We start from the raw sequence: 12,442 nt of genomic DNA on the forward strand, positions 1-12,442 counted from the left end.
TTCCAGGTAGGTTTTGAGTTGCGCTTTGAGATTGGAGTCCAACATGAGCAGCGAGCCCCTTGTGTACGAGTTTCGGTTAATAAAACGCCCGGACGGTTCGCGTCCAGGCGTTTGAGTGATCCGTAGACACGGGAGGCGCTGCAGAGCATGCAGCGCCTGCCGGGACGTCTTAGATCTTGCCGACCAGATCCAGGGACGGAGCCAGCGTGGCTTCGCCTTCCTTCCACTTGGCCGGGCAGACTTCACCCGGATGCGCAGCGGTGTACTGAGCAGCTTTCAGCTTGCGCAGGGTTTCGCTGACGTCACGCGCGATTTCGTTGGAGTGGATTTCCACGGTCTTGATGACGCCTTCCGGGTTGATCAGGAAGGTGCCACGCAGAGCCAGGCCTTCTTCTTCGATGTGCACGCCGAAGGCACGGGTCAGCTGATGGGTCGGGTCGCCGATCAGCGGGAACTTGGCCTTGCCCACCGCCGGGGAAGTCTCGTGCCAGACCTTGTGGGAGAAGTGAGTATCGGTGGTGACGATGTACACCTCGGTCTCGGCCTTCTGGAACTCGGCGTAGCTGTTGGCGGCGTCTTCGATTTCGGTCGGGCAGTTGAAGGTGAAAGCTGCCGGCATGAAGATCAGGACCGACCACTTGCCCTTCAGGGACTCTTCGGTGACCTCGATGAACTTGCCATTGTGGAAAGCGTTGACTTTGAACGGCTGGACTTGGGTGTTGATCAGAGACATCTACTAACTCCTGTGGGATTTAGAAATTCAACGGGCGCCTACGATAACGCAGGAGCTCGAATAAAGTAATTGATTGATGGCATTGGAATGATAGTTTTTAACTATCTATTCCGACTTTGTTAGATCGGTCGGTACCGACTGCGACCGCTATTCGCATCGGAAATTCATATCGTACGGGTAGCACCCGACGGGTCAACCCAGCCCGGCCATAACCCGCGGATCGCCGCCACGCCTTGAGCCCCGCTATCGGATGCCTGAGCCAGATCGGCCATGCCGAGGCCGCCCAGCAAATACACCGGCTGGGTGAAGCCCGCCAGCAGCTCGGCAGCGCGCGGCCACCCAAGGGGCACGGCATCTGGATGGCTGACCGTGGCCTGCACGGGCGAAAGAACGATGAAATCCACCTCCAGGCTCGCGGCCAGGCTCATCTCCAGCGCATCATGGCACGACGCCGCCAACCAACGCCCGAACGCGATGGGTCGGCCAGAGGCAGCCAGCTGTCGCAACTGCGCGGCACTAAGGTGCCAACCAGCCTCGGGAAAATCCGCAGCCCATTCGAGCGGCCCCTTGAGCAGGACCTCGGCCCGCCCTTTGCAGAGTTCGATGACATCGGCTGCAAGCGTCCGATATGCGCGATCCGACAGCGAGGGCGCGCGAAGCTGGATGAGCCGAATGCCCTGCTGCAGCGCCGACGACAGCCCGCGCAACAGCTCATCGGCAGAGTGCTCATCCGGTGTGATCAGGTAACGGTCTGGCAGGCGTGCGGCGGTGATGATGGGACGATTCGCTGCAGGAAACCTGTAGTCCGGCAATGCTTCGGGCGCGACCCAGGCCAGTGGCTGGCCTTCGGCGCCGTGCGGTTCGCCGGTAAAAGCCAGGACTTCCCGAACATCCAGCAGCACCTGCTTGTCCGGGTAGTCATGGCGCACCTGGATCAACGGCCGTGATCGCGTCACCGCGATGCCCAGCTCCTCGGCCAACTCGCGCTCGAGCGCCGCTTCAGCGCTCTCGCCGTCTTCTACCTTGCCTCCGGGGAATTCCCAAAGGCCACCCTGGTGCTTGTCCAATGGACGCTTGGCGATCAGCACGCGACCATCAGCGCCACGGATCACACCCGCGGCGACATGGACTCGTTTCATCCAGTTACTCCAGGCGACAACCAGGGCTGCCGGCGGCCGTCCCGACAAAGACCGGAGCCCCGCCCCAGCGGCCTGGCGACATCAGGTGCGGTATTCGGCATTGATCCGTACGTATTCATGCGAGAGGTCGGTGGTCCAGATCGTTTCGCTACACGCGCCGCGACCGAGCTCGATGCGAATCTGGATTTCCTCCTGCGCCATCACCGCGGCGCCCTGCTCTTCCGTGTAGCTCGGCGAGCGACCGCCCTGAGCGGCGATGCAGACGTCGCCGAGGAAGACGTCGATCCGGCTCACATCCAGCTCTGGAACCCCGGCACGCCCGACTGCGGCCAGGATGCGGCCCCAGTTGGGGTCTGACGCGAACAGCGCGGTCTTGATCAGCGGCGAATGGGCGACGGCATAGCCGACATCCAGACATTCCTGGTGGGTCTTGCCGCCATTGACGATGACCGTGACGAACTTGGTCGCTCCCTCGCCATCGCGAACGATGGACTGCGCCACCTCCATGCTGACCTCAAACACCGCTTGCCTGAGCTTCTCGAACAGCGCGCCGCTGGCCTGGTTGATTTCCGGCAGCGCCGCCTTGCCGGTCGCCACCAGCATGCAGCAGTCGTTGGTCGAGGTATCTCCATCGATGGTGATGCGATTGAAGGATTTGTTCGCCGCGTCTCTTACCAGGTCCTGCAGCACATGCTGCGCAACCTTGGCGTCAGTGGCGATGTAGCCGAGCATGGTCGCCATGTTCGGTCGAATCATGCCGGCGCCCTTGGAAATACCGGTCACCGTGACCGTCACGCCGTCGTGCTCGAACTGGCGGCTCGCCCCCTTGGGCAGCGTATCGGTGGTCATGATGCCCGTCGCCGCTTCGGCCCAGTGGTTTTCGTCCAGGTCGGCGAGCGCGTCCGGCAAGGCCGCCTCGATCTTTTCCACCGGCAGCAGTTCGCCGATGACGCCGGTCGAGAACGGCAGGATGCTCGTTTCATCGACACCGGCCAGCTTGGCCAGGCTGGCACAGCTGCGCTTCGCCGCCTGCATGCCGGGCTCGCCGGTACCGGCGTTGGCATTCCCAGTGTTGGTCAGCAAATAGCGCACGCCAGCCCCGGCGCGCTGCTTGGCAAGGATGACCGGCGCAGCGCAGAACGCATTGAGCGTGAACACGCCTGCAACAGTGGAACCTTCGGCACAGCGCATCACGACGACATCCTTGCGCCCCGGGCGCTTGATGCCGGCCGATGCAATACCCAGCTCGAAGCCAGGCACGGGATGCAGGGTGGGTAGGGGTCCAAGACCGACGGCCATCGTTAAGCTCCTCGAGGAAGTGGGTGGCTTGTAGCACCGGAAACAGGGCGAAAAACGCCGCGAGCGGCAGGGCCGGTCGCGGCGTGGGTCAAACAGGGAGGCTCAGCTTATTGAACCTGCCCGTGGCAATGCTTGTACTTCTTGCCGGAACCGCAGGGGCAGGGCTCGTTGCGGCCGATCTTCTGCTCCGCGCGTGCGGGCGCAGCCGCAGTAGCCACACCGCCCTCCTGCTCGGCCTCGTCGACCGGCTCCAGCGCGGATACCTCTTCGTGTTGGAACTGCATGCGACGCGCCAGTTCCTCGGCTTCGCGGCGCAAGCGCTGCTCCTCCTCGGCCGGGTCTTCACGGCGCACCTGCACATGGGAGAGCACGCGGATGCTATCTCGCTTGATCGACTCCAGCAGATCCTGGAACAGGGCAAAGGATTCGCGCTTGTACTCCTGCTTGGGGTTCTTCTGCGCGTAGCCACGCAGGTGAATGCCATGACGCAGGTGATCCATTGTCGACAGGTGATCCTTCCAGAGGTCATCCAGCACACGGAGCACGATCTGCTTTTCGAAGGTGCGCAGCGCCTCGGCGCCAGCCAGCTCCTCCTTCTCCTTGTAGGCCTCGAGCAGCGCCTCGAGGATGCGGTCGCGCAGGGTTTCCTCGTAGAGTTTCTCGTCTTCGTCCAGCCACTGCTGGACCGGGAGGCGGGCCCCGAAATCGCTGTAGAGCACCGCTTCGAGCCCGGCGATGTCCCACTGTTCGGGCAGTGACTGCGGCGGGATGTGCTGGCTGATCGCGTGGTCGAGCGCCTCGCGGCGGAATTCGCTTATGGTCTCGCCGATCTCGTCCGCGCTGAGCAGGCTGTTGCGCATGTGATAGATGACCTTGCGCTGCTCGTTGGCAACGTCATCGTATTCGAGCAATTGCTTGCGGATATCGAAGTTACGGCCTTCGACCTTGCGCTGGGCCTTCTCGATGGCGTTGGTGACCATCCGGTGCTCGATCGCCTCGCCGGACTCCATTCCAAGGGCCTTCATGAAGTTTTTCACCCGGTCTGACGCGAAGATACGCATCAGGCTGTCTTCGAGGGACAGGTAGAACCGGCTGGAACCGGCATCGCCCTGCCGACCTGCACGGCCGCGCAGCTGATTGTCGATGCGGCGCGATTCGTGGCGTTCGGAGGCGATCACATGCAGACCGCCGGCTTCCAGTACGGCCTGGTGACGCTTCTGCCAGTCGGCCTTGAGATGAGCCACCTGCTCCTCGGTCGGGTTTTCCAGCGCTGCGACCTCGACCTCCCAGTTGCCACCGAGCAGGATGTCGGTGCCGCGGCCCGCCATGTTGGTGGCAATGGTTACCGCACCGGGGCGACCGGCCTGTGCGATGATCTCGGCCTCCTTGTCGTGGTGCTTGGCGTTGAGCACCTTGTGCTCGATGCCTTCCTTCTGAAGCAACTGCGACACGTATTCGGAGCTTTCGATGGTCGCGGTACCGACGAGCACCGGACGACCATTGTTCTGGCAGTCCTTGATGTCCGCGATGATGGCGGCGAACTTTTCTTCCTGGGTCAGATAGACCAGGTCGTTGTAGTCCTTACGGGCCAGCGGCTTGTTGGTCGGAATGACCACCACGGGCAGGTTGTAGATCTGCATGAACTCGAAGGCTTCGGTGTCGGCCGTGCCGGTCATGCCGGAGAGCTTCTTGTACAGGCGGAAGTAGTTCTGGAACGTCGTCGAAGCGAGTGTCTGGCTTTCGGGCTGGATCGGCAGCCCTTCCTTCGCCTCGATGGCCTGGTGCAGGCCCTCCGAGAGGCGACGCCCCGGCATGGTCCGTCCAGTGTGCTCGTCGATCAGCAGGACCTGGTTGTTCTGCACGATGTATTCGACGTTGCGATGGAACAGCTTGTGCGCGCGCAGGCTGGAATAGACATGGGTCAACAAGCCGAGGTTGTGGGCCGAATAGAGGCTTTCGCCCTCGGCCAGCAGCCCGGCGCGAGTCAGCATTTCTTCGACGAACTGGTGGCCTGCTTCGTTGAGCTCCACCTGACGAGTCTTTTCATCGATGGTGAAGTGACCTTCCTGGGTCACGACGCCCTCTTCTTCTTCGATGTGCTGCTTGAGCAGTGGAATCAGCTGGTTGATCTGCTGGTACAGCTTGGAGCTGTCTTCGGCCTGCCCCGAGATGATCAGCGGCGTGCGGGCCTCGTCGATAAGGATCGAGTCGACTTCGTCGATGACCGCGAAATTCAGCTCACGCTGATTCTTTTCCTGCAGGCTGAACGCCATGTTGTCGCGCAGGTAGTCGAAGCCGAACTCGTTGTTGGTCCCGTAGGTGATGTCGGCGGCGTAAGCGGCACGCTTCTCTTCGGCGGGCTGGAACGGCGTGACGATGCCCACCGTCAGGCCGAGGAATTCATACAGCGGACGCATCCAGTTGGCGTCGCGGCGGGCCAGGTAGTCGTTCACCGTGACCACGTGCACACCCTTTCCGGCCAGGGCGTTGAGGTATACCGCGAGGGTTGCTACCAGCGTCTTGCCTTCACCGGTGCGCATCTCCGCGATCTTGCCTTCGTGAAGCGTCATGCCGCCGATCAGCTGCACATCGAAGTGGCGCATGCCCATCACGCGCTTGCCCGCCTCGCGGCAGACCGCGAACGCCTCGGGAAGGATCTGGTCGAGCGTCTCGCCCTGGGCAAGGCGCGCCTTGAACGCTTCAGTCTTGCTCCGCAACTGCTCGTCGGATAACGAAAGCATCTGCTCTTCGAGCGCATTGACGGCTTGTACCGCCTTGAGCATGCGCTTGACCTCGCGGTCATTCTTGCTACCGAAGAGCTTCTTCATTAAAGGCGCAAACATATCGACAAATACTTCCATGCTGGGGATGGAGGCACGTTCGCGGGGCCACCACGGGACGTGCAAAGGGGGCATTCTACTCGGAAACGACTGAGAGGAAAGCGTGCCTACTGCGCAGCTATACAGGCAGGAGAAAGCCTATGTGCGGACATTTCGGAGAAATTCAACCGCCCTCCGGGTGGCTGATTGCGCGCCTGTGACGGAGGTCCGGGCCCACCAGCGCCCAGCCCGCTCCGAGGCATCTGCTAAGATGGCCGCTCGCCCCCCTTCAAGCAGGCCGTCCATGTCATTGCGTCCGTTGCCCGCCCGCCCACCCGCCGCACTGCTGCGCGAAGCGAAGCCGCTCCGGGCGCTGTTCGGGGCTGCCAGGCGGTTGGATCGGCTGCAGGAGCTGGTCAACAGCCAATTGCAGCCAGCCGCCCGCCCCCATTGCCACGTCGCCTCACTCCGGGAGGGCACGCTGCTGCTGATCGTGACCGATGGCCATTGGGCTACCCGCTTGCGCTACCAGCAGCGCAGGCTGCACCGCCAACTGATGTCGCTGGAGGAGTTCGCCGGGCTGACCCGAATTCTCTTCAAGGTTCAACCGCCTGATGCACCGCGCTACAAACCGGCGCCGCCACCCAGATTATCGCCGCAAGCCGCCGGCAACATCGCCGAGACGGCCCAGGGCATCAGCGACCCGCGGCTGAAGGCCGCGCTCGAACGCCTCGCCAGCCATGCCCGCCAAAGCGATCAGGACTGATCACGCACCAGGCACCCTTGCCGCGGAGGAACCGGAATGCTGATTGGCGTATTACTGCTCCTGACCTGGCTGATCCTGCTGATCCGCTATCCCATGCGTGCCGCACCGATCTCTCTCGGCGCCTTGCTTGGCCTGGGCCTGGTGGCAACCTGGGTGATCTGGCAGGAGCAACGCGAAGCGCACCGACTCGAACAGATTGAGGTTCGCATGCAATACGACGCGCAGGGATGCCCCGCAGGCCGGCCGCTACAGGTGATGATCGAAAACCGGGGCACCGCTGCCCTGATGGCGCTGCGCTGGGACGTGGCGGCTCACTCGCCGGGCTCCGACCTCGACCTGGTGCAGTCCGGTTACGACGCACCACGCTACAGCGGACCGGGCAGCCTGGCCGGCGGCGAAAGCTGGGTGTCCTGCTTGCCGCTTCCACCGCTGCGCCCCGGCTACCGAGCCAGCCAGCTGGAGTTTCGTGCACAACGCCTGCAGGGTCATTTCGCCGATTGACAGCTGGAATTGCTGCCATGGCACACCGCGCTTTGCAAGGCGGACCATAGCGCCTACACTGTATATCCAAACAGTATCAATTCACATGAGCCGAGGTGGTAGATGGCCGTCGAAGTGGTGTACCGCAGCAGCCGGGACCTGGAGCGCTTGTTCATGGATAAAGCCGAAGCCGATCGTCACGACAAGATGCTGGAACTTGCCGAAGCCCTGTCAGCGGCACTGCACAAGGCTGCGCCTTCGCTGAGCGAGCAACAAGCGGAGGATCTCGGCATCTTCATGGCCAGGCATCGGGAGCTGTTCGCCAAAGCATTCAAGAACAATCCCGAAGCACTGGCAGAGCTACCGGTCGAGGCCTGATGCTACGTTTTGTCGCGGCCCGCTCGCCGAGCGGGCGAAACTAGTCCGAAAGCCCTCGGTCCACTGAGTGCAGTCACTCAACAGGTAATCGGCATGGAAAGTCCATTCAAGAAGATCAGCGACGTTTTTCAACCGCACTACAGTGTCAACTTCAGTATCGAGAAGCCTGACGGCAGTATTTTGCTCACCCTGACCGACGCCTCCGGCGTGGCGGTCAAGCGGTATATCGCCTCCAGTCAATGGCGCGACGAACAACAGCTTGAGCGCCTGATCACCAGCTTGCAGTTCAGCCTCGCCATCGAGCGGGGCGAACAAGCCAGCACCTATCGTCTGACCAAGCATTCACTCGCTGCTGCCCAGTAACTCCCCCAGCCTGATGCCTGCAGGCTGCAACACCTCCCATACCGATAACAAGAATCCTTCCCTGAGCCGATGCTGCCGCCCTGCGCTGCGACGCACGAGAGTGCGCGCACCGAACAACTGGGCGGCGAGTCGCGCCGCTCGATCAGAACCAGCCGAGTGACTTGGCTCTGGCGACGGCCTGGGTGCGCCGGGCTACGCCAAGTTTCGTATTGATGCGGCGCGCATGGGTCTTGACCGTGTGCAGTGAAATGAACAGCTGTTCGGCTATTTCCTGATTCGAAAAGCCTTGGGCGATGAGTCTCAGCACCGTCAGCTCGCGGTTGCTCAGGATCATGTCGTCCGCCCCGCCTGCGGCATCATCCGGCTCACGCTCGAACTGGAGCAGTCGATCGCGAAGGCTCTCGCCCTTGGCAGCCGGCAGCACCCGGGCAATCCACTGCGGTTGGCGATGCTGCAATTCGTACAGCGGCTTGACCAGTTGTTGTCGGGCGGCCTCGTCCACCGCCTTGCGCAACTCCTGTTCGGCCTCCACCTGCCGACCATGCAGATACAGGGCTTCGGCCAACGTGAACCGACACTCACAGGCCAAGGCCAGCCGTTGTGTCCTGACACTCTGTTCGATGAGCGCCTGCAAGGTATCTATCGCCAAGCCGCCCCGGCCGCTGAGCATGTCGATCACCGCCAGGTAACGGTGTACACGCGGAAGAATTTCATAGAAGCCGGACGGGGCCAGGTAGCGTTGCCCCTCATACAGGTCGAGGACCTGCATGAAAATCGAACGTGCTTTCTTCAGTTGACCCTGGTGCAACCAGGTCGCCCCGGTGAGCAGTGCCAGAATGCCGCGAAAACGCGCCTCCGGGACATGCCGCCATTGCGTCAGCCGCTCAACCTCTCGCAACCAATGGTAAGCCGAAGGGAACTCCTGGTTTCGCGCCGCCAGTTCGGCCAGCCCGGCGTATCCGAAGAAGACGTAGGAGTCGCCGCAGGTTTCAGTCTCGGTCCGTCCTTGCTGGAACGCCTCGCGTGCCGCGTCGTCGAGCCCCTGATACGCCAGCAGATGCCCCTGTAGAAGCTTCAGTCGCCCAATGATGGGACTGTGCCTGACGCTGTCCCGCAGCGCCATGAGCGACTCTTCGAGGACGCCGGCCGCACGCTCGAACTCCCCGGATAGTTCGAGCAACTGGATACGGTCGACGCTCAGCATCCCTTCATACAACAAGCTACCCTTGAGCCGGGCCAGCTTCATCCCTTCACTGTTGTAAAGCTGTGCCTGGTCAAGCTTGCCTTCGGCCATCGCTTGTTGAGTCAGGACCTGGTAGCAGAGGACTCGCTGCGCCCAGGCGTGATCGGACAGGACATCCAACGCTTGCAGGCAATAGTCACGGGCCTCGGGTTCGCCTCGAAGCCGAGCCTGGAACCCGCGAAGTGCCTGCCATTGCGCCAGCAGCTGAGCCTGCCGCCGAGCGTCGGGTTGGGGAAAGAACTTCGCCAGGTTGGCCAGGCAATCATCCACTTCATCGAGGCGGGCCGAGAGGATCAGGGCCCAACCGTGCAACACGATCAGGCGCGTCGTGCTGTTGAACAGGTCCTGTGGCAGCTCGCTGCGCCAGCGCATGAACTCGGATACGTTGTCGCCGATGAGCAGCTGCTCCTGCCCGTAGCGCTGAAGGAAATTGGCCGCCACCTCCGGCTGCCCTGCCCAGAGCGCATGTTCGACCGCCTCGCGCATTTCTCCGCGATTAGCGAACCACTGGCAGGCGCGAAGATGCGTTTGCGTCGGTGACAGCGTGGTCGACATGCGCTGGAGGATGGAGGCCAGCGGACGCCACAGCCGAAACCATTCGCCGCAATTGTCGATCTGCCGGACGAACAGCTGATTGACCTTGAGCAGATCGAGTATGTCCGCCCCGCTGCCGTCGAGCACATGCTCGCAAAGTTGCTGCGAAAAACGGGGCATACGCGCCAGCGAGAACAGCGCCCGCCGCACTTCTTCTGCCTGCTGCTCGAGTACCTCCCGCTGCACATAGTCCCGTAGAACAGGCGTACCCGCGACGAGCCGCTCACGCACGGCTTGTTCGTCAGCATTGAAGAGCAAGAGGCTGACGCCTGCCAGCCAGCCTTCGCTTCCTGCCAGCAACTGCTTGAATGTGTCGTCCGCCAGGTCGAGTCGATGCGCTCGCAATAACTGCCGCAGCTCTGGCGAGCTGAGCGCCAGCGCCTCGGCCTGCACCTCGAGCAGATCCCCCTGCAGCAACAACCGCGGCAACTTCCACGCCGGTTGGCGTCGGCTCGTCACCCACCAGCTGACCGAGTCCGGGCCCTGCTCGAAAAGCCGGTCAAGGCAAGCGTCGAACGCCGCATGGGCCTGCCGCGGAAAGTCGTCCAGCATGATCCACAGCGCCCCCCGGGTCGTGCGCAGCAGATCGAGAAGGTCGCGCTCGATGTCGCCGGTCGGAGCCGGAGCGCCTACCGGAAGATGCCGACGCAGCTGCTCGTACAGGTCAGTCGGCGTCAGTTGCCGTCCGCTGATGTCGAGCCAGATCAGTTGCGTGTCGGCAGGCACCTGGCGTGCGCACTCGCTCATCAGCACACTCTTGCCGAAGCCCGCAGGCGCGCAGATCAGGCGCAAGCGGCAGTCGGCGTCGACCAGCGCATTGACCAACCTCGGCCGGGGCACGTGGACCGGCGGCAACCGCGGGACAGTCGCTACCTGAACCGGCGCAGCGGCATCCGTGCCGAGGGCGACAGGGTTGAAGCGTACGGACATAACGTTTTTTCTCTTGTTCGATATCAGTCCATTGACGGGTCGCGCGCCGGTTTGGCGAGTTTCCGAGCTGCGCGCCTGTGCGCGGTCAACGCTGCACGATCTGGCGCGCTTTGTCGATATCACCGGTGGCGACAGAGCAACACCGCGGGCGTTGATGGCCAGAAACTATCACTGTCGAGGATACAGGCAAAAAAAAGGCGACCCGAAGGTCGCCTTATTCACTTCTTGGATGATGCTTGATCAGCGCACCCCGGCATTACGCAGCGCCGCTGGCGTGAAGTCCCGCGCGGAAGCCTTGTAACCGAATTCGTGCGGCTTCTCCTCGTTGCTCATGCCAATGGCGATGTAGCGACCGGAAATCACGTCGTACAGGGCTTCGAAAGCGAAGGCCGGTACCTGGTGCTGGTAGTACTGCACCAGATGGCCCTCACCCACGCGCCAGAGTTGGCCACGGCCGTCATACAGCTCGGATTGCACGATGGTCCAGGTGTCCTCGTCAACGAAGAACCGGCGCTTGGCATAAATGTTCCGCTCACCATTTTTCAGGGTCGCTTCGATCTCCCACACACGATGCAGCTCGTAGCGTGCGAGGTCCTGATTGACGTGACCGGCCTTCAGGATGTCGCTGTACTTAACCTCGCTGGAATTGATCTCGAAGCTGTTATACGGGATATAGAGCTCCTTCTTGCCAATCAGCTTCCAGTCGTACCGGTCAGGCGCGCCGCTGAACATGTCGAAGTTGTCGGTGGTACGCATGCCGTCCGATGCGGTGCCGGGACCGTCGTAGGCCACCTGAGGCGCACGACGCACGCGACGCTGGCCAGCATTGTAGATCCATGCCTGACGAGGCTCCTTCACCTGGTCAAGCGAGTCGTGCACGAGCAGCACGTTGCCAGCCAGGCGTGACGGTGCGGTAACCCGCTGCTTGAAGAACAACAGTGCATTCTTGGCGCGCTCCGGATCCAGATCCGTCATGTCACTCGGGAAAGCGACTTCGTCCTCGAAGTGGACCAACGTGTAACTGCCGTTGGTTTGCGGTGTGGCCTGCACGATGTTGCGCCGTACGTTGCCGCCGCGGTAGCGCGTGATGTGGTTCCAGACCACTTCAAGACCATTCTTGGGAATCGGGAACGCGTAGTAGCGGCTGTCGGAGAAATTGGCGATGCCATTACCGCCATCGACCAATTCGGCATTCAACGCACTCTGCTTGGCAGCATCGTAGATACGATCGGGGAGCGCGGCACTGCGATGGGTCGGGAAAACGCGAATCTTGTAGGTCTCGGGGTAGCGCTTGAACATCGCCAGCTGGCCGGCGGTGAGGTTGTCCTTGTACTGCTCGACATTTTGCGCGGTGATGACGAACTTCGGCTGCTCATCCTTGAAGGGGTTCGTCAGATGCCCACCCGCCAGCGGTGCCGCATCCGTCGAAAGCCCACCGGTCCAGGCCGGGATGGTGCCGTCGGCATTGCCGGCCTTCTCTGCGCCCAGTGGGGTGAGCGATTCACCGAGTTTCGCCGCTTCTTCTGGAGAGACTCCGGCCATGACGCTGCTCGCGAGCAGCGAAAGGGCCAAGACACTGAATAGTTTTCTTGTTGTTTTCATACGCTTCCAGTTCCTCTTGATCTTGTATGGCCGGAGGCCTTTGCATCACGCCGTTGCGCGGCGGGACCAAGCGGCCCCGTGCGCGGACTAAGCCTC

10 protein-coding genes are annotated in these 12,442 nt (G+C 62.1%); 4 read left to right on the forward strand and 6 right to left on the reverse strand.

Annotated features, from left to right (window positions below; translation table 11 throughout):
* Positions 1 to 169 precede the first annotated feature (169 nt).
* The 4 genes from ahpC to secA all read right to left on the reverse strand — a co-directional run bounded on the left by ahpC (position 170) and on the right by secA (position 6,014).
* Entirely contained in the window at positions 170 to 733 is a 564-nt protein-coding gene (ahpC, locus tag MST27_RS20755; protein ID WP_243607795.1) for an alkyl hydroperoxide reductase subunit C, read from the reverse strand.
* A gap of 164 nt (positions 734 to 897) precedes the next feature.
* Complete coding sequence (locus MST27_RS20760; RefSeq protein ID WP_243607796.1) at positions 898 to 1,872, reverse strand: Nudix family hydrolase; 975 nt, start codon at positions 1,870 to 1,872, stop codon at positions 898 to 900.
* Positions 1,873 to 1,953: 81 nt separating this feature from the next.
* Positions 1,954 to 3,171 (reverse strand): bifunctional glutamate N-acetyltransferase/amino-acid acetyltransferase ArgJ, encoded by a 1,218-nt coding sequence (argJ, locus tag MST27_RS20765; RefSeq protein WP_243607797.1) that lies wholly within the window; start codon positions 3,169 to 3,171, stop codon positions 1,954 to 1,956.
* A gap of 107 nt (positions 3,172 to 3,278) precedes the next feature.
* Positions 3,279 to 6,014 carry a preprotein translocase subunit SecA gene (secA, locus tag MST27_RS20770; protein ID WP_243607798.1) on the reverse strand — a complete coding sequence of 912 codons (2,736 nt, stop codon included), beginning with the start codon at positions 6,012 to 6,014 and terminating at the stop codon, positions 3,279 to 3,281.
* A gap of 280 nt (positions 6,015 to 6,294) precedes the next feature.
* Between secA and MST27_RS20775 the strand changes: the two genes are divergently transcribed.
* From MST27_RS20775 to MST27_RS20790, 4 genes are all read left to right on the forward strand, one after another.
* On the forward strand, positions 6,295 to 6,756 hold the full coding sequence (locus MST27_RS20775) for a DUF721 domain-containing protein (protein ID WP_243607799.1): 462 nt from the start codon (positions 6,295 to 6,297) through the stop codon (positions 6,754 to 6,756).
* Between the two features lie 36 nt (positions 6,757 to 6,792).
* Positions 6,793 to 7,257: a multidrug transporter gene (locus MST27_RS20780; RefSeq protein ID WP_243607800.1), complete on the forward strand. Its 465-nt coding sequence runs from the start codon at positions 6,793 to 6,795 to the stop codon at positions 7,255 to 7,257.
* A gap of 102 nt (positions 7,258 to 7,359) precedes the next feature.
* Positions 7,360 to 7,614: a YebG family protein gene (locus tag MST27_RS20785; protein ID WP_243607801.1), complete on the forward strand. Its 255-nt coding sequence runs from the start codon at positions 7,360 to 7,362 to the stop codon at positions 7,612 to 7,614.
* A gap of 93 nt (positions 7,615 to 7,707) precedes the next feature.
* Complete coding sequence (locus MST27_RS20790) at positions 7,708 to 7,977, forward strand: DUF3509 domain-containing protein (RefSeq protein WP_243607802.1); 270 nt, start codon at positions 7,708 to 7,710, stop codon at positions 7,975 to 7,977.
* A gap of 142 nt (positions 7,978 to 8,119) precedes the next feature.
* Here MST27_RS20790 and MST27_RS20795 read toward each other — a convergent pair whose 3' ends face one another.
* Entirely contained in the window at positions 8,120 to 10,744 is a 2,625-nt protein-coding gene (locus MST27_RS20795) for a LuxR C-terminal-related transcriptional regulator (RefSeq protein WP_243607803.1), read from the reverse strand.
* 240 nt (positions 10,745 to 10,984) lie between these two features.
* Positions 10,985 to 12,346, reverse strand: a complete 1,362-nt coding sequence (locus tag MST27_RS20800) for a DUF1329 domain-containing protein (protein ID WP_243607804.1) — start codon at positions 12,344 to 12,346, stop codon at positions 10,985 to 10,987.
* Positions 12,347 to 12,442: the final 96 nt, after the last annotated feature.

The sequence above is a fragment of the Stutzerimonas marianensis genome (assembly GCF_022810315.1).
In the GTDB taxonomy this organism is placed as follows: Bacteria; Pseudomonadota; Gammaproteobacteria; order Pseudomonadales; family Pseudomonadaceae; genus Stutzerimonas; species Stutzerimonas marianensis.

Coding starts and splice junctions, on each gene's coding strand:
- MST27_RS20760 (WP_243607796.1), bottom strand. CDS start 1,872: ATGAAACGAGTCCATGTCGCCGCGGGTGTGATCCGTGGCGCTGATGGT.
- MST27_RS20800 (WP_243607804.1), bottom strand. CDS start 12,346: ATGAAAACAACAAGAAAACTATTCAGTGTCTTGGCCCTTTCGCTGCTC.
- MST27_RS20795 (WP_243607803.1), bottom strand. CDS start 10,744: ATGTCCGTACGCTTCAACCCTGTCGCCCTCGGCACGGATGCCGCTGCG.
- MST27_RS20785 (WP_243607801.1), top strand. CDS start 7,360: ATGGCCGTCGAAGTGGTGTACCGCAGCAGCCGGGACCTGGAGCGCTTG.
- secA (WP_243607798.1), bottom strand. CDS start 6,014: ATGTTTGCGCCTTTAATGAAGAAGCTCTTCGGTAGCAAGAATGACCGC.
- MST27_RS20780 (WP_243607800.1), top strand. CDS start 6,793: ATGCTGATTGGCGTATTACTGCTCCTGACCTGGCTGATCCTGCTGATC.
- argJ (WP_243607797.1), bottom strand. CDS start 3,171: ATGGCCGTCGGTCTTGGACCCCTACCCACCCTGCATCCCGTGCCTGGC.
- MST27_RS20790 (WP_243607802.1), top strand. CDS start 7,708: ATGGAAAGTCCATTCAAGAAGATCAGCGACGTTTTTCAACCGCACTAC.
- MST27_RS20775 (WP_243607799.1), top strand. CDS start 6,295: ATGTCATTGCGTCCGTTGCCCGCCCGCCCACCCGCCGCACTGCTGCGC.
- ahpC (WP_243607795.1), bottom strand. CDS start 733: ATGTCTCTGATCAACACCCAAGTCCAGCCGTTCAAAGTCAACGCTTTC.